This window comes from Enterobacter sp. ku-bf2, assembly GCF_001742765.1.
Taxonomy (GTDB): Bacteria; Pseudomonadota; Gammaproteobacteria; order Enterobacterales; family Enterobacteriaceae; genus Enterobacter; species Enterobacter quasiroggenkampii.
Map to the genome: position 1 here is coordinate 318,606 of NZ_MDVW01000018.1, position 24,205 is coordinate 342,810.

Here is a 24,205-nt window from a genome sequence, read left to right on the forward strand (position 1 = left end):
TCCATCTTCAGAACCTTCTGGTTTTTCATCCGCATTCAGTGAGTTAGCCTAAAATCATTAGGTCGATAACGAAATTCAACTGAGAGCAGGGGAAAACACCATGCAAAATAAATTACTGATCGCCACCCTTCTTGCCGCCACTGCAACGTTTACCGTCGCGGGCTGTTCCTCTAACCAGGCAGTGAAAACCACCGATGGCAAAACTATTGTCACCGACGGAAAACCACAGGTCGATGATGATACCGGTCTGGTGTCGTATAAAAATGCGGAAACGGGTCAGACCGAGCAGATCAACCGCGATCAGGTTAAATCAATGGGCGAGCTGGATAACTAATAAAAAAGCCGTGGCGTTTGCCACGGCTTTTAGTCTTTCAGGAACGATTACCAGCGGTGGTTCAGCAGGATATGACCGCCATAAGCAGCATAGCTGTTTTCACCCCACTCGCCGCTGGCGCGCAGGGAGAGCGTGGTGGTGTCGTTCAGGTTACCGGTGACGCCCAGTTCCAGTTGTCCACGATCTTCCGGCGTATCGTTGCTGACAGTCTCGCCGTTAAACGCCAGATCGTTTTGACCCGCACCTTTCAGCCAGTTCACGGCAACGTACGGCTGCCAGGCTTTCACATCTTTCTGCTGGAAGTAGCTTGATTTGACGCCCAGACGACCAAACAGACCGTCGTTGTCCAGCGTTGTCACCCGCACGCCGTCGCGATCGGTATGATTTTCCTGATCCAGATAGCTGTAGACGATCTGGGCCTGCGGTTCGATTTTCCAGGTGCGCTCATTCTCTGAATCAACCACCCACGCATGGCCCACTTCGACGGAAGCGGCAAAACCGGTGCTGTCGTAGTCTTCATCGTTGCGATTGCTGGTCACTTTATTGTTGTACCAGCTGTAGGCGGCCCAGGTATCAACGTAGCTGCCCAGGCGCAGCTTCTGATCTTCCTGCCAGGTTGCATACAGGCCGACGTTAAAGCCGTCCACTTTGCCCTGCGCATCACGCACGTTGTGTTTTGCATCAGAGTGGGTTTTCGCCTGACCGGCCCCGAACATGCCGCCCGCACGCAGAATACCGTTGTCCATAGGCTTGCTCATAAAGTCGCTGCCTACCTGAAGCACGGTGGTGGTGGTGTCATAGCTGACTTTGTCGCCGCCTGCATTGTTTTCATGGTAGCGACCTTTGACGTACATCCAGGTGTTGAGGTCTTCTTCATTACGGAAGGTGATCTGATCGCGATCGTCACGCTTGTGCAGGAACATGCTCTGCGCGGCAAGGTAGTTGCCTAAGTAAGCGCCAACCTCCGGAGCCATGACCTCAGGACCGCTGTTGCTGCCGTTGTCGGTGTTACCGCCGTTGTCGGTGTTGCCGCCGTCGTCGGTGTTACCGCCGTTGTCAGTGTTACCGCCGTTGTCGGTGTTACCGCCGTTGTCGGTGTTATCACCGTTGTCGGTGTTATCGCCATCATCGGTATTGTCAGACGGTTCATCGGAAGGCGTGGCCTTTGACTCCAGGTACCAGTTGCCGTTGCTGTGCTGATAAAGATTATATTCCCACGCACCGGCAACCACCGGTTTGGCAAGGGTCAACTGGGCTTCGGAGCTGCCGCCAACGCTGACAATTTCCATGCCGTTAACGGTTTGCGCGCCCAGGCCGCCAATGTTGTTCACGCTGACGTCGGACTGCCCAAAGCTGCTGCCAGTAATGGTGAGATGATCGGTTGGCGAGTTGTCTTCACCCAGGGTACTGTTCATCACGATCTGACTGCCCGCAGAGCCGGTATAGTCGCCGTTAATGGTGAAATTATTGCCAACGCTGTGATTGGCGGCGCTGAGTAACAGTGTGCCACCGTTGGTGACGTTGCCGTTGACCGTATCGATACCTGAAACGCTCAGCGTATCGTTACCCTGAATCGCATTCCATGCTGCCAGCGTACCACCCGTGAGGATGTTGATATTGTCGTTTACTTCGCCAGCAGTGGCAAACTGAGCGCCATTTTCGACAGTAATCGTCGCGTTGCTACTCTTTGTACCAAGCGTTGAACCAACACCGACCAGCGTGGTGCCGCTATGCAGAACGGTATCACCCGTGTAGGTGTTTTTGCCGGTTAGCGTCAGGGTGTTGGAATCCACTTTTTCAACATTGCCGCTACCGGTAATGCCGGTGGCGAACGCCGTATTACTGCCCTGATTAAAAATAAGGGTGCCGTTGTTGGTCAGTCCACCGCTCAGCGTCGCCGTTCTCGTGCCATCACCCAACTGGAGAGAAGCATCTTTGGCAACGAGAGTCGTGCCTGCATTAGACACATTCCCTGACAGGATTAACTCACCGCTGTTAACCAGCAGCGAATTACCAGAACCGATAATGTCGATATTCCCTGAGAGCGCCCAGCTTTCACCGTCCATTTCTAAAGAAGCGAAGCCATCACCTTCCGATAAGCCAACAAAATTGCTGTCTTCTGTGCCGGTTCCTGCCAGGGTTACCGTATTTCCTTTAGAGATGCTAGAAATGACGTCGCCTTTCAGTGACGAGCCTGTATCAAGTACCAACGTATTATTTTTGCTGCTGGCAAACGTAATCGCCGTATCGCCACCGCCAATCGAGCCCTTGTTAGTGATATCAACTTTCGCCGTATCCGTTACGTTGATGCCGTTCTGAAGGCCCTGAACGGTACCCGTGTTGATGATTTTCGAATTGCCATCGCTCAGGATAATACCGTTGTCACTCGTGCCGGTGATTGTACCGCTGTTATCTATACCGGCCCCTGTTTGAGCGCTGATACCGTTCTTACCTTTTATCACTCCCGATGACGTATTGGAAATATTTATTGCAGAGGAAGATTCACTGACAAAGATCCCATTTTCAGCGCCGGAAATATTTCCCTCATTATTTAAGTCACCCAGCATTGACTGGATGTTAATAGCGTTGCCTGTTTTAGATGTAATATTTGCGTTGAGATCATTATTAATAATGACGCGCTGCGCGCCAGTATTAATCTCTAGCCCGTTTGCCGTTCCAGAAATATTTCCCTGATTGGTGGCCGTTTTTACGTTAAACCCTGTTACGGAGACGGCCGCCTCATTCCCGGAAGAGGTGATCGTAACGTCTTTACTTATGACGTATTCAGTGTCGGCGGAGAAATCTTGCGGCACGGAGGTGGACTGGTCAATCGTACCGGAAAAGGCTACGGCGGGCGTGAATATCAACAAGGCAGGAAACAGATTGCCCAGCGTTCTGGTTGTTTTATTGAGTCTGAAATAATTGTTGCTCATGTACACATCCATTTGAATAAGAAGGGCGCGATATAACGCATTAAAATAACGTTTATATGCGAAGTAAAAGAATGAGCTCGCGACAAAGAGCATAAAATTATTATTTTTTCAATGTGTTATGTATAGATCGATTTATTAAAAAATTATTTTAGATTTTCTTAAAATATCTCATCTTTATATGGATTAACGGGAGGAATTCATGTCATGGATCTTTTGCGAAGATAAAAACGTCCTGCGAATGATGATTACCAATAGCTGCGCTTTCCTTTTCATGGCCTCTACGCCCCTTTCACCGGGCGGGTTAACTGTCTACACTCACTGCTACAAGAAGAGAAGAAGACAGGCCATTTGATGATACTCATTATTTACGCGCACCCTTATCCGCAGCACTCTCATGCGAATAAGCGGATGCTTGAGCAGGTAAGGACGCTTGATAACGTAGAGATACGTTCTCTCTATCAACTTTATCCCGATTTCAACATCGATATCGCCGCTGAACAGGAGGCGCTTTCCCGTGCCGATCTGATCGTCTGGCAGCATCCCATGCAGTGGTACAGCACGCCCCCGCTGCTGAAGCTGTGGATTGATAAGGTCTTCTCCCACGGCTGGGCGTATGGCCACAATGGTCATGCGCTAAAAGGGAAAAGCCTGATGTGGGCGGTTACCACGGGCGGAGGAGAAAGCCACTTTGATATTGGTTCCTTCCCGGGTTTTGAGGTCCTGGCACAGCCGCTGCAGGCGACCGCGCTCTACTGCGGCCTGAACTGGCTCCCGCCTTTTGCGATGCACTGCACCTTTGTCTGCGATGACGAAACGCTGCAGGCGCAGGCTCGCCATTATAAACAACGCTTACTTGAGTGGCAGGAGGCGCACCATGGATAGCCATACGCTGATACAGGCGCTGATATACCTTGGCGCAGCGGCGCTGATTGTGCCCGTGGCGGTACGCCTGGGGCTGGGCTCTGTTCTCGGCTACCTGATTGCGGGCTGCGTTATTGGACCGTGGGGCTTTCGACTGGTGACGGATGCAGAGGCGATCCTTCATTTCGCTGAAATTGGCGTTGTGCTGATGCTCTTTGTGATTGGTCTGGAGCTCGATCCGCAGCGCCTGTGGAAGCTTCGCGCCTCGGTATTTGGCGGCGGGGCGCTGCAGATGGTGGCCTGTGGCCTGCTGCTGGGTGGGTTCTGCATCCTGCTGGGCATGGACTGGAAAGTGGCAGAGCTTATCGGCATGACGCTGGCGCTCTCCTCGACCGCCATTGCCATGCAGGCTATGAACGAGCGCAATCTGACGGTCTCCCAGATGGGACGCAGCGCGTTCTCAGTGCTGCTGTTCCAGGACATTGCCGCTATCCCGCTGGTGGCGATGATCCCGCTGCTAGCGGCCAGCGGTTCCTCCACGACGCTGGGGGCGTTCGCGCTGTCGGCATTAAAAGTCGTGGGGGCGCTGGCGCTGGTGGTGCTGCTTGGTCGCTACGTCACCCGCCCGCTGCTGCGGTTCGTTGCCCGCTCGGGCCTTCGCGAAGTGTTCAGTGCCGTGGCGCTCTTCCTGGTGTTTGGTTTCGGTCTGCTGCTGGAGGAAGCCGGTCTTTCGATGGCGATGGGGGCCTTCCTGGCGGGCGTTCTGCTGGCGAGTTCCGAATACCGTCACGCGCTGGAAAGCGATATCGAGCCGTTCAAAGGCTTGCTGCTGGGGCTGTTTTTCATCGGCGTAGGAATGTCCGTCGACTTCGGCACGCTGGTGACGCACCCGCTGCGGATCGTCGTCCTGCTGGTCGGCTTCCTGATCATTAAAATGGCGATGCTGTGGCTGATTGCGCGTCCGCTGAAGGTGCCGAATAAGCAGCGCAGCTGGTTTGCGGTTCTGCTGGGGCAGGGGAGCGAATTTGCGTTCGTGGTCTTTGGCGCGGCGCAGATGGCAAACGTCCTCGATCCCGAGTGGGCAAAAGCGCTGACGCTGGCAGTCGCACTGTCGATGGCCGCGACGCCCGTTCTGCTTGTGGTGCTGACGCGTCTGGAAAAATCGGGTAGCGATCAGGAGCGCGAAGCCGATGAGATTGACGAGGAGCAGCCTCGCGTCATCATTGCCGGATTTGGCCGCTACGGGCAGATCGTTGGCCGTCTGTTGCTGTCCAGCGGGGTGAAAATGGTTATCCTCGATCACGACCCCGACCATGTCGATACCCTGCGTAAATTTGATATGAAGGTGTTTTACGGCGATGCAACCCGCGTCGATCTATTGGAATCCGCCGGGGCGGCGAAAGCGGAGGTATTGATTAACGCGATTGACGATCCGGAGACCAGCATGCAGATGGTGGAAATGGCGAAAGAGCATTTTCCGGATCTGACCATCATTTCCCGCGCGCGCGATGTTGATCATTATATCCGCCTCAGGCAGGCGGGCGTCGCAGCCCCCGAGCGTGAAACCTTTGAAGGCGCGCTGAAGTCTGGCCGCATGGCGCTGGAAAACCTGGGGCTCGGCGCGTATGAAGCCCGCGAACGGGCGGATCTATTCCGTCGCTTTAATACCGAAATGGTGGAAGAGATGGCGGCGATGGCAGGCAGTACGGCCACGGAGCGTGCGGCAGTGTTTAAACGCACCAGCGCCATGCTGACGGAAATCATCAATGAGGATCGCAATCACCTGTCGCTGATCCAGCGTCACGGCTGGCAGGGCACGGAAGAGGGCAAGCATACCGGCGATCCGGCTGACGAACCGGAGAGTAAACCTTCCGCGTGAAGTGGAGTTGCCAGCAATATTAAAAAATTTCTGTATCTTTACTCTGCCGCCAGTCGACGAAAGATTAAGCTTTCCGTATAGTGGCGGCAATTTTTTGCATCCGGGAAATTTTCAATGATCAGTCTGATTGCAGCGCTGGCGGTGGACCGCGTTATCGGTATGGAAAATGCCATGCCGTGGAACCTGCCTGCCGATCTCGCATGGTTTAAACGTACTACGTTAAACAAGCCGGTAGTGATGGGCCGCCTGACCTGGGAGTCGATTGGTCGTCCATTGCCGGGCCGTAAAAATATCGTTATCAGTAGCCAGCCGCGTACTGACGATCGCGTCGAATGGGTAAAATCCGTCGACGAGGCGATTGCTGCATGCGGCAATGCCGAAGAGATCATGGTAATTGGCGGCGGGCGCGTGTACGAGCAGTTCCTGCCTAAAGCGCAGAAGCTGTATCTGACCCATATTGATGCGGAAGTGGAAGGGGATACCCATTTCCCGGACTACGATCCGGACGAGTGGGAATCGGTATTCAGCGAATTCCACGATGCGGATGCACAGAACTCTCACAGCTACTGCTTCGAGATCCTGGAACGTCGTTAAGTGATTTGCCCTCTCCCGCCCGGGAGAGGGCATGATTCAGGAGGCGACGGCCTCACTTTCCCCTAAGTCCAGCTGTCGGTTGGACGGCTGAACAAAGTAAGCTTTATCTTCCCAGCGTAAACAGGTTAGCTCTCCGCCCCAGCAGCATCCGGTATCCAGACCGTAAATCCCGTCCGGCGTCCCTTTTCCTTCCAGTGCAGCCCAGTGACCAAATACCACGCTGTACTCGCTTGTCACCGGTCCCGGAATGGCAAACCACGGTTTGAGCGGGGCCGGTGCGCTTTCCGGCGTCTCTTTGGAATACATGTCCAGCTGTCCGTTCGGGAAGCAGAAACGCATACGGGTGAAGGCGTTCGTGATAAAGCGCAGACGGGCCAGACCGCTGAGATCCTCGCTCCAGTGGTTCGGCATGTCGCCGTACATGGCATCGAGGAAGAAAGGATACGAGTCGCTTGCCAGCACTGCCTCAACGTCACGCGCACAGGTTTTCGCCGTTTCAAGATCCCATTGTGGCGTGATCCCGGCATGCGCCATGACCAGCTTTTTCTCTTCGTCAACCTGCAGCAGGGGCTGACGGCGCAGCCAGTTAATCAGATCGTCCGCGTCCGGCGCATCCAGCAGCGGGGTGAGGCGATCTTTAGGTTTATTGCGGCTGATCCCGGCGAACACTGCCAGCAGATGCAGATCGTGATTGCCCAGCACCATGCGCACGCTGTCGCCCAGTGATTTGACGAAACGTAATACCTCAAGCGAGCCGGGGCCACGTGCGACTAAATCGCCCGTCAGCCAGAGCGTGTCCTGTTCTGGCGTAAAGTCGACCTGTTTTAATAATGCGATCAGTTCATCGTAGCAACCGTGAACGTCGCCAATCAGATATGTAGACATTAGATTAATGAATAAGTGTGGTTACGGCGAGACGGAACACGGGAATGGCAACGCGGAAGCCATTGCCATCGACATCGACCATTTCATAATGGCCTTGCATGGTACCCATCGGCGTTTCAATCACCGCGCCGCTGGTGTACTGGTACTCTTCGCCAGGGGCGATGTGGGGCTGTTCACCGACCACACCTTCCCCCTGAACTTCGATTTCGCGGCCATTGCCGTTGGTGATAAGCCAGTAGCGTCCGCGCAGTTGCACGGGCGTCCGCCCCAGGTTGCGAATGGTCACGGTGTAAGCAAAGACAAAGCGTTCTTCGTCCGGCGAGGACTGTGATTCAACATAGACACTTTGTACATGGACACATACGCGGGGCGAATCAATCATGGCTTAACTCTCCTTCGGCGGCGCATTTTCGCTGATGTAATTAGCCAGCTTGCAGTACTGCTCTACGGAAATGTTCTCCGCACGCATTGCCGGGTCGATCCCCAGTTCAGCTAATACCTCAACGGTGAATGAATTGCTGAGGCTGTTACGGATCGTTTTACGACGCTGGTTAAAGGCTTCAGTGGTAATGCGGCTCAGTACACGCAGATCTTTAACCGGGTACGGTTTCGTTTTGTGCGGCACAAGGCGCACAACCGCTGAATCCACTTTCGGTGGTGGTGTGAACGCTGACGGCGGTACTTCGAGTACCGGGATCACGTTGCAGTAATATTGTGCCATCACGCTTAAACGACCATACGCTTTACTGTTCGGGCCTGCAACCAGACGGTTAACCACCTCTTTTTGCAACATGAAGTGCATATCGGCAATGGCATCAGTATAGCTAAAGAGGTGGAACATGAGCGGCGTGGAGATGTTATACGGCAGGTTGCCGAATACGCGCAGCGGCTGGCCCATTTTTTCCGACAGTTCGCCGAAGTTCATGGTCATGGCGTCCTGCTGATAGATAGTCAGCTTCGGCCCGAGGAACGGGTGCGTTTGCAGGCGTGCGGCCAGATCGCGGTCCAGTTCGATGACGGTCAGTTCGTCGAGGCGTTCGCCTACCGGCTCGGTCAGTGCGGCAAGGCCCGGGCCGATTTCGACCATCGCCTGGCCTTTTTGTGGATTAATAGCCGAGACAATGCTTTCGATCACGAACTGATCGTTAAGGAAGTTTTGCCCGAAACGTTTACGGGCTAAGTGGCCCTGATGGACTCGATTAGTCATTGAGTATTAACAATCATTTTGATGGCGAGATTAAGCGCCGTAATAAAACTGCCGACATCCGCTTTCCCCTGGCCTGCCAGATCCAGCGCAGTACCGTGGTCAACGGACGTTCGAATAAAGGGTAAACCGAGGGTGATATTCACCCCGCGGCCAAAGCCCTGGTATTTTAGCACGGGCAGGCCCTGATCGTGGTACATCGCGAGCACGGCGTCGGCATTATCCAGGTATTTCGGCTGGAAAAGGGTATCAGCAGGCAGCGGACCGCTGAGGTTCATTCCCTTCGCCCGCATTTCGTTGAGTACCGGAATGATGGTGTCGATCTCTTCGGTGCCCATGTGCCCGCCTTCGCCCGCGTGCGGGTTCAGGCCACAAACCAGCACATGCGGCTGCGGGATCCCAAATTTTGTCTGCAGATCGTGATGCAAAATCCCGATGATCTCGCGCAGGAGATCGGGGGTGATCGCATCCGGAATCGCTTTGATCGGCAGATGGGTGGTCACCAGGGCAACGCGCATCGCTTCGGTCGCCAGCATCATCACCACTTTCGGACTGTGCGATCGCTCTTCGAAGAACTCCGTATGCCCGGTAAACGGTATGCCCGCTTCGTTGATCACGCTTTTGTGGACGGGGCCGGTAATCAGGGCGGCAAATTCGCCCTTCAGGCAACCGTCGCAGGCGCGCGCAAGGGTTTCAACCACATAGTGGCCGTTTTCCGTGCTGAGCTGGCCAGGAATGACCGGCGTACGAAGGGGAACAGAGAGAAGGGTGAGGGTACCGGCTTGCTGCGGTGCAGGCTGTTGACCTTCAACGTAAGGGATGAGCGTTAAAGGCAGACCGAGCAGCGTTGCCCGGTCCTGTAACAGTGTTGCATCCGCGCAGACAACCAGTTCTACTGGCCAGCTGCGCTGGGCGAGCTGGACAACGAGGTCAGGCCCAATCCCGGCGGGTTCGCCGGGCGTGATAACAACACGATGCTGTTTCATTAGTTGCTCAGCACTTTCACGTAAGCACTGGCGCGTTGTTCCTGCATCCAGGTGGCTGCTTCTTCAGAGAACTTACGGTTAAACAGCATACGGTAGGCTCTGTCTTTCTGCGCCGCATCCGTTTTATCAACGTTACGGGTGTCCATCAGCTCGATCAGATGCCAGCCAAACGAAGAGTGGACCGGCGCGCTAATCTGGCCTTTGTTCAGCTTCATGAGCGCGTCACGGAAGGCAGGATCGTAAATATCCGCTGCCGCCCAGCCCAGATCGCCGCCCTGGTTAGCAGAGCCAGGATCCTGAGAGAACTCTTTTGCTGCTTTCGCAAACGAGGTTTTACCGCTCTTAATGTCTGCTGCAATCTGTTCCAGCTTCGCTCGCGCCTGATCGTCAGTCATGATTGGTGACGGTTTCAGAAGAATATGACGAGCGTGAACTTCGGTAACGGAGATATTTTGGCTCTGGCCGCGCAGATCGTTCACTTTCAGAATGTGGAAGCCCACGCCTGAACGGATTGGACCGACGATATCCCCTTTCTTCGCCGTGCTCAGGGCCTGAGCAAAGATGGACGGCAGCTCCTGAATACGTCCCCAGCCCATCTGGCCGCCTTTCAGCGCCTGTTGGTCTGCGGAGTAGGTGATGGCCAGCTTGCCAAAGTCGCCGCCGTTACGCGCCTGTTCGACAATGGAACGCGCCTGACTTTCTGCTTCCGCAGCCTGATCGGACGTTGGGTTCTCTGGCAGTGGGATCAGAATGTGGCTCAGATTCAGCTCCGTGCTCGCATCGTTCTGGTTACCCACCTGTTTTGCCAGCGCGTCCACTTCCTGAGGCAGGATAGTGACGCGGCGACGCACTTCGTTGTTACGCACTTCCGAAATCAGCATCTCTTTACGGATCTGATTACGGTAGGTGGCGTAGCTGATGCCGTCATAGGCCAGACGGCTGCGCATCTGGTCTAAAGACATGTTGTTTTGTTTCGCGATGTTAGCGATCGCCTGATCGAGCTGCTCGTCAGTGACCTTCACACCCATTTTCTGCCCCATCTGCAGAACGATCTGATCCATGATCAGACGCTCCAGGATCTGGTGGCGCAGCGTGGCGTCATCCGGAAGCTGCTGACCCGCTTCGCCCGAATTGAGCTTCACCGATTTCATCAGACCGTCAACGTCACTTTCAAGCACGACGCCGTTGTTAACCACCGCGGCGACTTTATCAACAACCTGGGGGGCCGCGAAGCTGGTATTCGCAACCATAGCGACACCGAGCAGCAGCGTTTTCCAGTTCTTCATACTTTTTCCATTTCAATTAACCGCAAAGCGGATTACGTTGCAAATCAAGCACATTACAAGGAACTGCGGTAAGGCAGAATATTCGAGCGCAGCATTTTCTGCGTACCCAGACCGTAGTTGGAACTCAGGCCGCGTAACTCGAAGTTAAAGCCAATCACGTTATCGTATTTGCTTTGATTGTTTTCCCAGCCGTTAAGCTTACGTTCGTAACCGACACGCAGCGCGTAGCAGCAGGAGTTATATTGCAGCCCCACCATCTGGTCAGCAGCTTTATTCGCGTTAGTGTCAAAGTAGTAAGCGCCTACGATTGACCAACGGTCGGCGATGGGCCAACTCGCTGCCGCACCGACCTGAGAAATACCATCCGAATATTGTGGCGATTTCCAGTAGTTGATGCTGTTCTGATCATTGCTTTTCGGTAGCGTTGCCTGAATATATTCTGGGCTAGCGTAACGATAGCTTACCTGAATCATACGATCTTCATCGCGACGATACTCTATGGCCGCACTACTGTTAGCAACGTTGTCGAGACGCGTGTCATACTGCACACCGCCACGCAGGCCCCAACGGTCAGTCATACGCCAGTAGGTATCTCCCGCCCACACTATCGATCCCGTTTTGTTGTCTTTCTCCCACTGAATATTGTCATCGCCCGTGCGAGACTCTGTGAAGTAGTAGATTTGACCCACAGAAACGTTAAAACGTTCAACGGCGGCATCATCATAAACACGTGTTGTGACGCCGGTCGTTAACTGGTTCGCTGAGGCGATGCGGTCCAGACCGCCGTAAGTACGGTCGCGGAACAGACCACTGTAGTCAGACTGCAGTAAAGAGGAGTCGTAGTTTTGAATGTTGCTCTGATCGCGGTATGGCACGTACAAATACTGCATACGCGGTTCAAGCGTCTGGGTATACCCATCCGCCAGCAGGGCCATATCACGCTCGAAGATCAGCTTGCCGTCCATTTTAAACTGAGGGAGCGTTCGGTTAACCGACTCTTCCAGATGCGCACTGTTCGTTGCGTTGTAATTATCGAGATTTTTTTGCTGATAGTGCGTCGCCATCAGCTTGGCTTCGGTATTCAGGCTTGCCCAGTCGTTAGACCATGGCAGATTGATCGTCGGCTCCAGGTGAACACGCGTGGCTTCAGGCATGTCCGAATCCGTGTTCACGAAATGCACCGCCTGAGCGTAAACATGGGTGTCGAAGGGTCCCACGTCATTCTGATACCAGTTGACGTCCAGCTGTGGCTCAGCGCCATAGGTAGGCGTGGACTGGTCAGAAAACACCTGGAATTTCTTGGACGAGACCGTTGCGTCAAAGTTCTGCACCGCATAGCCTACGCTGAATTTCTGCGTGGCATAGCCATCGGTACTCGAGCCGTATTTGGACGAGAAGTCATTAAAATAAGCCGAATCGCTGACTTTGGTGTAGTCAACATTAAAGCGCCACACCTGATCCATCACCCCGGAATGCTGCCAGTAGTACAGCCAACGGTGACGGTTATCACCCGAGACGTTTCTGGCGTCGTCCTTGTAAACGTTATCCGACGGCAGATAATCCAGCTCCATCAGACCCGCACCGGCGTGGGTCAGATAGCGGAATTCGTTCTCCCACATGACGTTGCCGCGCTTATGGATATAATGCGGCGTGATCGTCGCATCCATGTTGGGCGCGATATTCCAGTAATACGGCAGGTAGAACTCAAAGTAGTTCGTGGTGCTGTATTTGGCATTTGGGATCAGGAAACCGGAGCGACGTTTGTCACCCACGGGAAGCTGCAAATAAGGGCTGTAGAATATGGGGACCGGACCCACTTTGAAGCGGGCATTCCAGATCTCAGCGACCTGCTCTTCGCGGTCATGGATCACTTCGCTCCCGACCACGCTCCAGGTATTTGAACCCGGCAGACACGACGTGAACGTGCCATTTTCCAGGATGGTATAGCGGTTTTCTCCGCGCTGTTTCATCAGGTCTGCGTCACCGCGCCCCTGGCGACCCACCATCTGGTAATCACCTTTCCAGACGTTAGTGTCTTTGGTATTCAGGTTTGACCATGCTTTCGGACCTTTCAGGATGACCTGATTGTCGTCATAGTGCACATTACCCAGCGCATCCACCGTGCGTACCGGTTCGGCCGCGCCTTCCGGCTGCTTCTGGTGCAACTGTACTTCATCTGCCTGCAGGCGGCTATTGCCCTGATTAATATCGACATTACCTGTAAACGTGGCATTGTCAGGGTAAGTCCCTTTTGAACTGTCGGCAGTAATGGTTACCGGCAAGCTATTGGTATCGCCACTCACCAGTGGGCGATTATAACTTGGGACGCCAAGCATACACTGCGAGGCGAGATCGGCCGCCAGCCCCTGTTGACTGTACAGGGCGGTGCCAATCATTGTGGCCAGGAGGGTGGGGATACGTTTTTTCATACGTTGTATTTTATTGTTCCGTCATCAGTGGCTACGGCTTACAAACGCTCAGAGACTATCTTACTCATCTGCGCAGTACCAGCGTTAATCCTGCCCGTTTGCGTGCCAGAGTGTTAGGCTCGCTATCGAATGACGAGTATGATAAAGCAAATTATAGGCGATGTCCTTCAATTGACCGTGACTTGAACACAGTGATGATGACGTTGCGTCGGCCAGGAATATGACTATCCGGGGAGTATATGCAGTATTGGGGTAAAATAATCGGCGTTGCGTTCGCCATCATCATGGGTGCCGGGTTCTGGGGAATAGTGCTGGGGCTTATTATTGGCCATATGTTTGATAAGGCGCGCAGCCGCAAAATGGCCTGGTTTGCCAATCAGCGCGAGCGTCAGTCACTCTTTTTCTCCACCACTTTTGAGGTGATGGGGCATTTAACCAAATCCAAAGGCCGCGTTACGGAAGCCGATATTCAGATTGCCAGCGTCTTTATGGACCGCATGAATCTGCACGGTGACTCCCGCCTGGAGGCGCAAAATGCGTTTCGCATCGGGAAATCCGATAACTATCCGCTTCGCGAAAAAATGCGTCAGTTCCGCAGCATCTGCTTCGGCCGTTTTGATTTAATTCGGATGTTTCTGGAAATTCAGATTCAGGCGGCCTTCGCCGACGGCTCGCTTCATCCTAACGAGCGCGATGTTTTATACGTGATTGCGGAAGAGCTGGGCATCTCCCGTATGCAGTTCGACCAGTTCCTGCGCATGATGCAGGGTGGGGCGCAGTTTGGCGGCGGCTATCACCAGCAGTCATCTGGCGGTGCCTGGCAGCAGGCGCAGCGTGGTCCGACGCTGGAAGATGCCTGTAACGTACTTGGCGTAAAGCCTTCTGACGATCAGACCACGATCAAACGTGCCTATCGTAAGCTGATGAGCGAGCACCATCCGGACAAGCTGGTCGCGAAAGGCTTACCGCCGGAAATGATGGAGATGGCGAAGCAAAAGGCGCAGGAAATTCAGAAAGCGTACGAACTGATTAAAGAGAAGAAAGGCTTTAAATAAGCCCCTCTGCAGAATGAAGAAGGGCCTGGCAGGATGAACTGCCAGGCCCTTTCTACGTGATTACCAGCTGTAGCGTACGTTCAGACTGCCGTTTACATCGCTGTAATCATTATCACCTTTCTGTCCGGACATCTGGGCGATAACGCTCCATTGCTTGTTCACATTCGCCTGAACACCCGCTTTCAGCTCCGCACGATCGGCAGGAATATCCTGTTTGATCTGTGTGTCACCAAAGTTAACTGCCGTTTCTTCAGAGGTATGCAGCCAGTTGACCTCCGCAAACGGCTGGATAACCGCGTCGTTCGCCTTATTCATCTTGCTGTCAACTCGCAGACCTAAACGGGTGGTCCAGCTGTCACCGTTTTGCCCATCAATCGTTGTGCCGCTGCTGTCTTTGATGTCATCGGCACGGTAATCCTGCCAGACGATCTGTGCCTGCGGCGTGAGGCTCAGCGTGTTGTCGCCGAGTGCGACATCGTAGCGATAGCCCGTTTCCAGCGAAACGGCGTTGGCGTTTGAATCGTAATCCGTTGAGCCAACGTCCCCGTTATCTACGCTGTTGTGGTACATCCCGTACTGATACCAGCTGTCGACATAAAAACCCTGATGCTGTCGGGCATCGGCAAACCAGGTGGCATAGACGCCGAGGTTATAGCCATCGACTTTACCGTCAGCGCTAAAGTGGCTGCCGTCAGCACCTCTATTTCCTGTGCTGTCGCTGCTGGCGTTCATATAGCTACCCATAATCCCGACCACCAGGTTTTGTTCGCCGTTGTTCCAGGCTGCAACATCGCCCCCCATCTGGAACTGGGAGTAGTTGCTGTCGATATCAATATTGCTCTCTGCCGCAGTGGACTGGTTCTTACCTGCTTTGAAACGCGCCCATGTCGTGCCGTTTTGCGATTTGAACTGGCTGCCTTCTCGGTCTGAGAGGGTCTGCATCTGCAGATCGCGAGCCAGCCACTGGTTGCTAAGGTATGAACCGATATCAGCACGATACTGAGGCGTTACGTCGCCACCCTCACCCGTGGCCTGGGAACGGAGATACCAGTTCCCTGAGTCCTGATACAGACGGTATTCGTAGGCGTTGATTTGGACCTGGTTACCCTGAACAAAGGTACCGTTTGATTCACCGCCGACCTTAATCACTTCAATTCCGTTTTGGGTCAGGGCCCCCTGACCGCCTGCGTTGTTAATGTACAGGGTAGTGTTACCGGACGTATTCCCCGTAATGTTAAGCATATCGGTTTGCGACGTGTCGTCGCCTAACTGCGTATTCAGCGTCAGAGACCCCTGATTACCGGTATAATCGCCGTTTACGATCAGTGTGTTACTGGTCGTTGTGCCGTCGGTACCTTCGATATTGCCGCTGATAATGCTGCCTGCGTTGCTCAGATCACCATTGATCGTAAGCGTGTCGTTGAACTGAACGGTGCCTTTGCTGTTAACATTGCCGTTCACCACACCGTTGTCGCCACCAAACGTCGCGCCTGCCGCAACATTCACGGCCTGCTCGCTGTTTTGTACGCCGATAACGCCGGCCTCGCCCAGCCAGAGCGTGCCCTGGTTAACATCTGTTGTGCCGCTGTAACTGTTTGCGGCATTCAGAATCAGCGTACCTTGCCCCTCTTTGGTGAGTGATTTACCGTCCCATCCCGTCGTGGCGTTAGCATTTTGATCGACAAGCGCCGTGCTCAGCGTAAAGCTGCCGTCAGCATTGTTCAGGGTGAATGTGCCGTGAGCCGCCGTTGGCGTTGGGTTCTGGCTGGCATACCAGGCTAATGACGGCGTCAGGACGTAATTCGTCACGTCGGCGGGGTCAACGGTGCCGCTGAAGGTGATGAAGTCAACGGATCCTGATGCCATACCCGCGACGGTGAGGTGGGTAAAATTGCCATTGATTGCATTTTCAGCGTCAATCACCGTGAAGGTGCTATCCGCTGAAAGCGTGCTGGCACCACCGTAACCCGTAATATTCAGCGTGCCATTCAACGTTGCATTCTGAGCGATAACAGGGGCACTTGTCGCGTTTGCATCGAGGTAGACATCAGTTTGGCTGTTCTCCTGAAGGATGAGATTACCGACATTGAGCATACCGGCACTGCCGTTTTCATCGCCGAGCGTGATGCGCCCGTTACTGGAAAGATTACCGACGCTGGAATCGCCGGTAAGCAGCCACTGGCTGTTTTCATCCAGATTCATGCTGACATTATCACCGCTGGCCTTAACGGCGCCGGACAACTTGCTGTTTTCAGCGCTCAGGGTGACTGCATCGGCGGTATTGGCCACGGTGAGCAGATTGTCTGCATTCATCGTTTGCACATTCTTCACGCTAATATCGGCAGATCCTGAATCCACGGCAAAAGTACTTCCTCCGGATGCGGTTGCCGTAATGCTTCCGCCGTCAATTGTGGCGACATTTTTTCCACCGCTGAACGAGAAGACGGCATTGCTACCGGAAATATTACTGTTAGCGATGGCGGCATTGCTGGCGTTTTGCAAGACGATGGCTGCAGACTGTTCACTGGTAATCGTGGTGCCGGTTGCATCAAATTTCCCGCCATTATCGATTACCACCGCCCGTGAATTTTCCCCTGTCGTGATAACAGAACCGTTATTCAGCACGACAGCGCTGGTTGCTTTACTGGAGGATATCGCGTCAGAATTCTGTCCATGCGTGGTAATTTGCGTATCCGAGAGCGCTGCGCGACCGGTATTCAATAATCCGATAGACTTTTCACCGTAAGTATCAATTTTTGATGAGTCAAAGGTAAACGTTTGGGTGTAATTCTGAATCCCGTAGCTCTCGCTACCGGTTGTACTAATGGTGACCCCGGTGCCGGTCATTTCGCCATTGTTAAATATGCCCGCATTACCAAAATCACCGGTGGTTTTTATAGTAACGTTAGCTAATGTGACCGTTCCTTGTTGGTTAACGAGCCCCCTGGCCATGCCATATCCAGAAGTAGTAATGGTGGTGTTGGGATCGTCTAGCGTGACTTTCGCGCCATTGAAAACGTAAAGGCCCATCGCTGAGTCTCCGCTAGTCGATATTGTCAGCGCGCCACTATCGTTAACAACGACATCGGAACCGTTGGCTGTTACCGCTGCGGTAACATTCTCTGTGGTTGAGTATTCGCCGCTGATCTCGTTATCACCTGGGACAGCCTCAAACGTCCTGTCAGTCGCGAGTGCCGAACCCGCAATGCCGGATAAAATAAAGGTCGCGATAGCCCCTCCAGCGCGAACGCGTGAGCGGGTTTTGCTGTCTCCACGGGAAAACTCAGAGGCAACAATGTACATATTTCTGGCGTAATTCCAGATGATGTTGTAAGTCCTGTTCATATACGTCCTTGTAAATTGATGAGTCGATTGTTTCTGAATGTTTTTGGCTAGCGAAACGACCTGGCCTGGGAGCCAGTGGGATTAGTATTTCCTTATTTTTTAGGAGGATTTTTAACAATGACCGACGTTAATTCAATTTACTATTTTTTAATATGTATTTTAGTTTTTTTAAATAAATGAGAGAGGCGTTATTATAAGAAATGACTTTTGTGAATATTATTTGTGGTGGTTTTATTATTGGTGTGAAATATATGGATTTTGAATATTTGTTATCAGGCGCGTGCCCGATAACAAATATTTATTGAGCGTGGATTAGAAGTCCACCGGAGCTTTAAACGTCATCGCATTACCGAAGGCAGGATGGGTGATGGTGAGCGTCTGCGCGTGCAGCTGCAGACGTGGCGCTAAGGCCAGCGCTTCAGGCGGCGCGTAAAACCGGTCACCCAGAATCGGATGACCCAGGGCAAGCATATGCACGCGTAGCTGATGTGAGCGTCCGGTAATCGGCTTAAGCAGGACGCGCGCGGTATTATCCGGCGCGTACTCCAGCACTTCATACTCGGTCTGCGCGGCCTTGCCGGTTTCGTAGCACACCTTCTGCTTTGGCCGGTTCGGCCAGTCGCAGATCAGCGGTAAATCCACCAGCCCTTCCGCCTGCGCGGGGTGACCCCAGACGCGGGCGATATACTGCTTTTTCGGCTCGCGCTCGCGGAACTGGCGCTTCAGCTCGCGTTCCGCCGCCTTATTCAGCGCCACCACAATCACGCCGCTGGTCGCCATGTCCAGGCGATGGACAGACTCCGCCTGAGGGAAATCGCGCTGAATGCGCGTCATCACGCTGTCTTTGTGCTCATCCAGACGCCCCGGCACGGACAACAGCCCGCTGGGCTTGTTGACCACCATAATGTGTTCATCCTGATACAGAATGACCAGCCAGGGATCCTGCGGCGGATTGTACGGCTCCATCACCATCTTGCGCTCCGGTTACTGATGCGTCACAACGATAAGACGCAGGGCATCCAGACGCCAGCTAGCCTGGTTGAGGCTTTCCAGCACCTGCTGACGGTTGCTTTCAATCGCCGCCAGCTCGTCGTCACGGATGTTAGGGTTCACGGCCTTCAGCGCTTCCAGACGCGACAGCTCCGCAGACAGTTTCTCGTCGGCTTCCGCGCGTGCGGCATCGATCAGCGCTCTGGCCGCTTTCTCAATCTGGGTTTCGCCCTGCTGCAGAATAGCGTGCACGTCCTGCTGGACCGCGTTAACAAGCTTGCTGCCGGTATGGCGGTTCACCGCGCTCAGCTGGCGGTTGAAGCTTTCGAACTCGACCTGTCCGGCCAGGTTCGTGCCGTTTTTATCCAGCAGCAGACGGACCGGCGTCGGCGGCAGGAAACGGGTGAGCTGCAGCTGCTTCGGCGCCTGTGCTTCCACAACGTAAATCAGCTCCAGCAGCAGCGTCCCCACCGGCAGCGCCTTGTTTTTCAGCAGGGAGATCGTGCTGCTGCCGGTATCGCCGGAGAGGATCAGATCCAGCCCATTGCGGATCAGCGGGTGTTCCCAGGTGATGAACTGGGCATCTTCACGGGACAGCGCCACGTCACGCTCGAAGGTGATCGTACAGCCATCTTCCGGCAGGCCCGGGAAATCCGGTACCAGCATGTGATCGGACGGGGTCAGGACTATCAGGTTCTCACCACGATCGTCCTGGTTGATGCCGACGATATCGAACAGGTTCATCGAGAAGCTTATTAGGCTGGTGTCGTCATCCTGCTCTTCGATGCTCTCTGCCAGCGCCTGCGCTTTCTCGCCACCGTTGGAATGGATCTCCAGCAGGCGATCGCGACCCTGTTCCAGCTGGGCTTTCAGCGCGTCGTGCTTCTCACGACAGGACTTAATCAGATCGTCAAAGCCGTCGGTGTTTTCCGGCGCGGCCAGGTAGCCGATCAGATCGCCATGCACCTGATCGTAAATGGTGCGGCCCGTCGGGCAGGTATGTTCAAACGCATCCAGACCTTCGTGGAACCAGCGCACCAGCACGGACTGGGCCGTTTTTTCCAGATATGGCACGTGGATCTGAATATCATGGGCCTGACCGATACGGTCCAGACGGCCGATACGCTGCTCGAGCAGATCCGGGTTAAACGGCAGATCGAACATCACCAGGTTGCTGGCAAACTGGAAGTTACGGCCTTCGGAGCCGATTTCCGAGCACAGCAGAACCTGCGCGCCGCTGTCCTCTTCGCCAAACCACGCCGCGGCACGGTCGCGTTCAACGATGGACATGCCTTCATGGAACACGGCGGCACGAATACCTTCACGCTCGCGCAGAACCTGCTCCAGCTGCAGGGCGGTAGCCGCCTTGGCGCAGATCACCAGCACTTTCTGGGAGCGGTGTGCAGTCAGGTAGCCCATCAGCCACTCCACGCGCGGATCGAAGTTCCACCAGGTGCCGGTATCGCCTTCGAATTCCTGGTAGATTTGCTCCGGATAAAGCATGTCGCGGGCGCGCTCTTCCTGCGTTTTGCGCGCGCCCATAATGCCGGAGACTTTAATCGCCGTCTGATACTGCGTCGGCAGCGGCAGTTTAATGGTGTGCAGCTCGCGTTTCGGGAACCCTTTCACGCCGTTACGGGTGTTACGGAACAGCACGCGGCTGGTGCCGTGGCGATCCATCAGCATGTCGATCAGCTCTTTGCGCGCGGATTCCGCGTTGTCGCTCTCGCTGTTCGCGGCCTGCAAAAGCGGCTCGATATCCTGCTCGCCGATCAGATCGCTCAGGGTGTTGAGTTCGTCATTAGAAAGACGCTTGCCCGCCAGCAGCAGGGCGACGGCATCCGCCACCGGACGGTAGTTATTCTGTTCTTCCACAAACTGCTCAAAATCGTGGAAACGGTTGGGATCGAGCAGGCGCAGACGGGCGAAGTGGCTTTCGAGACCCAGCTGTTCCGGCGTTGCGGTCAGCAGCAGGACGCCAGGCACGCGTTCGGCAAGCTGCTCGATAGCCATATATTCGCGGCTCGGCGCATCTTCGCTCCAGACCAGGTGGTGCGCTTCGTCGACCACCATCAGGTCCCACTCGGCATCGCACAGATGCTCAAGACGCTGCTTGCTGCGGCGCACGAAATCGAGAGAACAAATCACCAGCTGTTCGGTTTCAAACGGGTTGTCCGCATCGTGCTGCGCTTCGGCGTAGCGTTCGTCATCGAACAGAGAGAAGCGCAGGTTAAAGCGGCGCAGCATCTCAACCAGCCACTGGTGCTGCAGGGTTTCTGGCACCACGATCAGCACGCGCTCGGCGGCGCCGGAGAGCAGCTGTTGATGCAGGATCATACCCGCTTCAATGGTTTTACCCAGGCCCACTTCATCTGCCAGCAGCACGCGAGGCGCATGGCGACGGCCCACGTCATGGGCGATGTTCAGCTGGTGGGGGATCAGGCTGGTGCGCTGGCCGCGCAGGCCGCTCCACGGCATGCGGTACTGTTCACTCTGGAACTTACGCGCGCGATAGCGCAGCGAGAAGCGATCCATACGGTCGATTTGCCCGGCAAACAGGCGGTCCTGCGGCTTGCTGAACACCAGCTTGCTGTCGAGCAGCACTTCGCGCAGGATGACATTGGCCTCGTCGGTGTCCAGGCGAGTGCCGATGTAGGCGAGCAGTCCATTCTCTTCTTTTACGTCTTCAATCTTGAGCTGCCAGCCGTCATGGCTGGTCACGGTGTCACCCGGATTAAACATCACGCGGGTTACAGGGGAGTCATTGCGAGCGTACAGGCGGTTTTCACCAGTGGCAGGGAAGAGGAGGGTAACCATGCGCGCATCAACGGCAACGACGGTTCCTAATCCAAGTTCGCTTTCTGTATCGCTGATCCAGCGTTGACCAAGTGTAAAAGGCATAGTTGTTCGGCTCTAATCTTTAATTGCAGGCAATAGTTCGACCACCGTCAAAAAAGACGGTCATCGAAAAATGGGTCCGGGAATGGAAAGGGCGCTATGGTACTGGATGGCAGCCATTTCGTCACGTGTCAAAATAGGCCAAGTTGCCCTGTAACCAGTGTAGCAAAGTCGTCGTCGATGAAGGGCAAAATTCCGTCGGCAACCGGCTGAAGCTGACGTGTCAGATAGTGTTCGTAATCCAGAGGTGAGTGCTGATAATCCACCGGTTCCGGACCGTTTATCGTCCAGACGTATTTGATGGTGCCCCGGTTCTGATATTGCGGCGCGCGGCCACGGCGGACGTTTTCTTCATCCGCGAGGCGCGCGGCGCGCACGTGCGGAGGAACGTTGCGCTGGTACTCCGCGAGCGGGCGGCGCAGGCGTTTGCGATACACCAGCTGCGCGTCAAGCTCGCCCGCCATCAGGCTGGCTATCGTCTCGCGCACGTAGTCCTGATACGGTTCATTGCGAAACACCCGCAGATAGAGCGTTTGCTGGAACTGCTGCGCCAGCGGCGTCCAGTCGGTACGTACCGTCTCGAGCCCTTTAAACACCATCCGCTGTGCGTTGCCGTCCTGAATCAGCCCGGCGTAGCGCTTCTTGCTGCCCTGATCGGTACCGCGAATGGTGGGCATTAAAAAGCGGGCGAAATGGGTTTCAAATTCCAGCTCCAGCGCGCTGGTTAACCGCGCTTTCTGCAGATGTTCCTGCCACCAGTCGTTCACGAAGGCGACCAGCGCTTTGCCGATTTGCGCGGCGTCTTCTTCTGAATGCGCGCCCTTAAGCCACACAAAGGTGGAGTCGGTGTCACCGTAGATGACGTCATAGCCCCGGGACTCAATCAGCGCTTTGGTCTGACGCATGATCTCGTGCCCGCGCATGGTGATCGACGACGCCAGCCGCGGGTCGAAGAAGCGGCAGGCACTGGTACCCAGCACGCCGTAGAAGGCGTTCATGATGATTTTCAGCGCCTGTGATAGCGGTTTGTTGCCGTGGCGCTTGGCCTCATCGCGGCCGTGCCAGATGTTTCCCACGATGTCGGGCAGGCAGTGTTTTTCCCGCGAGAAGCGTGCGCCGAGGAAGCCTTCGGTGCTGTGTTCATCATCCGGCTGGGCCAGGCCCTCAACCAGCCCGACTGGATCGATCAGGAAGGTGCGGATTATCGACGGGTAGAGGCTTTTGTAGTCCAGCACAAGAACGGAATCATACAATCCTGGCCGGGAATCCATGACGTAGCCGCCGGGGCTGGCCTGCGGCGGCACCTCTCCGAGGTTAGGGGCGACATATCCTGCCCGGTGCATTCGGGGAAAGTAGAGATGGCTAAAGGCGGCAACCGATCCACCATGCCTGTCTACCGCAAGGCCGTTCACCGTCGCGCGTTCCAGCAGGAAGGGCATAATTTCGGTTTTGTGGAAAATCTGCGTGACCAGCTCGCAATCTTTCAGGTTATAGGTGGCGAGCGCGGGCTTGTCTTCGTTAAAGCGCCGGTCGATCTCGTCCATTCTGTCCCAGGGGTTGTCGATGGATTTGCCTTCGCCAAGCAGCTCCTGCGCCACCGCTTCGAGGGCGAATGATGAGAAGTTCCAGAAGGCGGACTTGAGCGCCTCAATGCCGTCGATAATCAGGCGACCGTTCGCCTGGGCGAAGAAAACGCCGTTCTTAAAACCGTGCTCGCGCCATTCCAGCTCGCTGTTGCCGCGCCCGAGCATCAGCGGGATGCGGTAACGCTCGGCGTGTTTTTGCAGCACGCGCAGGTCGAACTGCACCACGTTCCAGCCGATCAGGACATCGGGATCGTAGTCGGCAAACCACTGGTTCAGCTTCTCCAGCAGCTGCGGGCGGCTGTTGACGTACTCAAGCCGGAAATCCAGCGCAGAGGCATCACTATTTGCCGGCCCGAGCATATAGACAACCCGATCGCCGCAGCCTTCAAGTCCTATGCAGTACAGTTCGCCGTGGCGGGTGGTTTCGATATCCAGGGAGACCCACTTCAGCGGAGGGCGGTAGTGCGGGTTCGGCTTCAGCCGCGCGTTAACGAGGCTGCCGTTGTGCGCGGTGCCGTCGACCCAGACGGGCGCGGTAATAAACCGCTCCATCAGAAAGCGCTCCGGTGGGCGGATGTCGGCTTCGTAGAGCGTTACGCCCGCTTCGCGAAGCAGTTTTTCATAGCGCATCAGCTGACGATGGGCGCGACAGTAGAGGCCATAAACCGGTTGACGGTGGAAATCTTTCAGCTCAAGCGGGGTAATGCGCCAGCCGTTTTCACCGCGCAGCAGCTGTTTCACTTTTTCGACGTGCGCTTCTGGAATAAACGCCACGGACTCCTGCGGCGGCAGCGTCACCTGCAGCGGGCCGTTGTCCGTTGCCAGCCAGAATTCAACCTCGGTGCCCTGAGGCGTATCCCGCCAGTGTCGGGTCAGTAAAAAGCCTTCTTGCGCCTGCGCCACGCCGTTATCCCAGAAAACAAAACCAGGCCTGATTATA

General features: G+C 55.0%; 16 protein-coding genes. 5 read left to right on the forward strand and 11 right to left on the reverse strand.

Annotated elements, in window-relative coordinates:
- The first annotated feature begins 100 nt into the window (after positions 1–100).
- Positions 101–334, forward strand: a complete 234-nt coding sequence (locus tag BFG58_RS16540; protein ID WP_021240552.1) for a YgdI/YgdR family lipoprotein — start codon at positions 101–103, stop codon at positions 332–334.
- Between the two features lie 47 nt (positions 335–381).
- Here BFG58_RS16540 and BFG58_RS16545 read toward each other — a convergent pair whose 3' ends face one another.
- Entirely contained in the window at positions 382–3,267 is a 2,886-nt protein-coding gene (locus tag BFG58_RS16545; RefSeq protein WP_083261497.1) for an autotransporter outer membrane beta-barrel domain-containing protein, read from the reverse strand.
- A 351-nt stretch (positions 3,268–3,618) separates the two neighbouring features.
- On the opposite strand from BFG58_RS16545, the gene kefF reads away from it, so the two are divergent.
- From kefF to folA, 3 genes are all read left to right on the forward strand, one after another.
- Positions 3,619–4,149, forward strand: coding sequence for a glutathione-regulated potassium-efflux system oxidoreductase KefF (gene kefF, locus BFG58_RS16550; RefSeq protein WP_045907770.1), 531 nt, complete (start codon positions 3,619–3,621; stop codon positions 4,147–4,149).
- On the forward strand, positions 4,142–6,007 hold the full coding sequence (kefC, locus tag BFG58_RS16555; RefSeq protein WP_069720144.1) for a glutathione-regulated potassium-efflux system protein KefC: 1,866 nt from the start codon (positions 4,142–4,144) through the stop codon (positions 6,005–6,007). Before kefF ends, kefC begins: the two co-directional genes overlap by 8 nt.
- A gap of 114 nt (positions 6,008–6,121) precedes the next feature.
- Positions 6,122–6,601, forward strand: coding sequence for a type 3 dihydrofolate reductase (gene folA, locus BFG58_RS16560; protein ID WP_069720145.1), 480 nt, complete (start codon positions 6,122–6,124; stop codon positions 6,599–6,601).
- Between the two features lie 36 nt (positions 6,602–6,637).
- On the opposite strand, the gene apaH is transcribed toward folA, so the two are convergent.
- From apaH to lptD, 6 genes are read right to left on the reverse strand one after another with little or no spacing between them, the layout of a single operon-like run.
- Positions 6,638–7,486: a bis(5'-nucleosyl)-tetraphosphatase (symmetrical) ApaH gene (apaH, locus tag BFG58_RS16565; RefSeq protein ID WP_045907773.1), complete on the reverse strand. Its 849-nt coding sequence runs from the start codon at positions 7,484–7,486 to the stop codon at positions 6,638–6,640.
- Between the two features lie 4 nt (positions 7,487–7,490).
- The gene (gene apaG, locus BFG58_RS16570; protein WP_032644031.1) at positions 7,491–7,868 is read right to left on the reverse strand and encodes a Co2+/Mg2+ efflux protein ApaG; all 378 of its coding nucleotides are present in this window, start codon (positions 7,866–7,868) and stop codon (positions 7,491–7,493) included.
- A 3-nt stretch (positions 7,869–7,871) separates the two neighbouring features.
- Positions 7,872–8,693, reverse strand: coding sequence for a 16S rRNA (adenine(1518)-N(6)/adenine(1519)-N(6))-dimethyltransferase RsmA (gene rsmA / locus BFG58_RS16575; protein WP_008502020.1), 822 nt, complete (start codon positions 8,691–8,693; stop codon positions 7,872–7,874).
- Positions 8,690–9,676 (reverse strand): 4-hydroxythreonine-4-phosphate dehydrogenase PdxA, encoded by a 987-nt coding sequence (gene pdxA, locus BFG58_RS16580; protein WP_069720146.1) that lies wholly within the window; start codon positions 9,674–9,676, stop codon positions 8,690–8,692. The genes rsmA and pdxA overlap by 4 nt, the downstream gene beginning before the upstream one ends.
- On the reverse strand, positions 9,676–10,962 hold the full coding sequence (gene surA, locus BFG58_RS16585) for a peptidylprolyl isomerase SurA (protein ID WP_045907775.1): 1,287 nt from the start codon (positions 10,960–10,962) through the stop codon (positions 9,676–9,678). Before surA ends, pdxA begins: the two co-directional genes overlap by 1 nt.
- Before the next feature lie 53 nt (positions 10,963–11,015).
- Positions 11,016–13,391, reverse strand: a complete 2,376-nt coding sequence (lptD, locus tag BFG58_RS16590; protein WP_069720147.1) for an LPS assembly protein LptD — start codon at positions 13,389–13,391, stop codon at positions 11,016–11,018.
- Between the two features lie 239 nt (positions 13,392–13,630).
- Here lptD and djlA point away from each other — a divergent pair, with 239 nt between their 5' ends.
- Positions 13,631–14,446, forward strand: a complete 816-nt coding sequence (gene djlA / locus BFG58_RS16595) for a co-chaperone DjlA (RefSeq protein ID WP_008502016.1) — start codon at positions 13,631–13,633, stop codon at positions 14,444–14,446.
- 60 nt (positions 14,447–14,506) lie between these two features.
- Here the strand turns inward: djlA and BFG58_RS16600 are convergent, their stop codons facing one another.
- The 4 genes from BFG58_RS16600 to polB all read right to left on the reverse strand — a co-directional run bounded on the left by BFG58_RS16600 (position 14,507) and on the right by polB (position 24,168).
- Entirely contained in the window at positions 14,507–17,791 is a 3,285-nt protein-coding gene (locus tag BFG58_RS16600) for an autotransporter outer membrane beta-barrel domain-containing protein (protein ID WP_069720148.1), read from the reverse strand.
- A 312-nt stretch (positions 17,792–18,103) separates the two neighbouring features.
- Positions 18,104–18,763, reverse strand: a complete 660-nt coding sequence (gene rluA, locus BFG58_RS16605) for a bifunctional tRNA pseudouridine(32) synthase/23S rRNA pseudouridine(746) synthase RluA (RefSeq protein WP_069720149.1) — start codon at positions 18,761–18,763, stop codon at positions 18,104–18,106.
- Between the two features lie 12 nt (positions 18,764–18,775).
- A complete protein-coding gene (rapA, locus tag BFG58_RS16610; RefSeq protein ID WP_069720150.1) occupies positions 18,776–21,682 on the reverse strand; it encodes an RNA polymerase-associated protein RapA in 2,907 nt (968 codons plus the stop codon).
- Positions 21,683–21,810: 128 nt separating this feature from the next.
- Positions 21,811–24,168 carry a DNA polymerase II gene (polB, locus tag BFG58_RS16615; RefSeq protein ID WP_069720151.1) on the reverse strand — a complete coding sequence of 786 codons (2,358 nt, stop codon included), beginning with the start codon at positions 24,166–24,168 and terminating at the stop codon, positions 21,811–21,813.
- Positions 24,169–24,205: the final 37 nt, after the last annotated feature.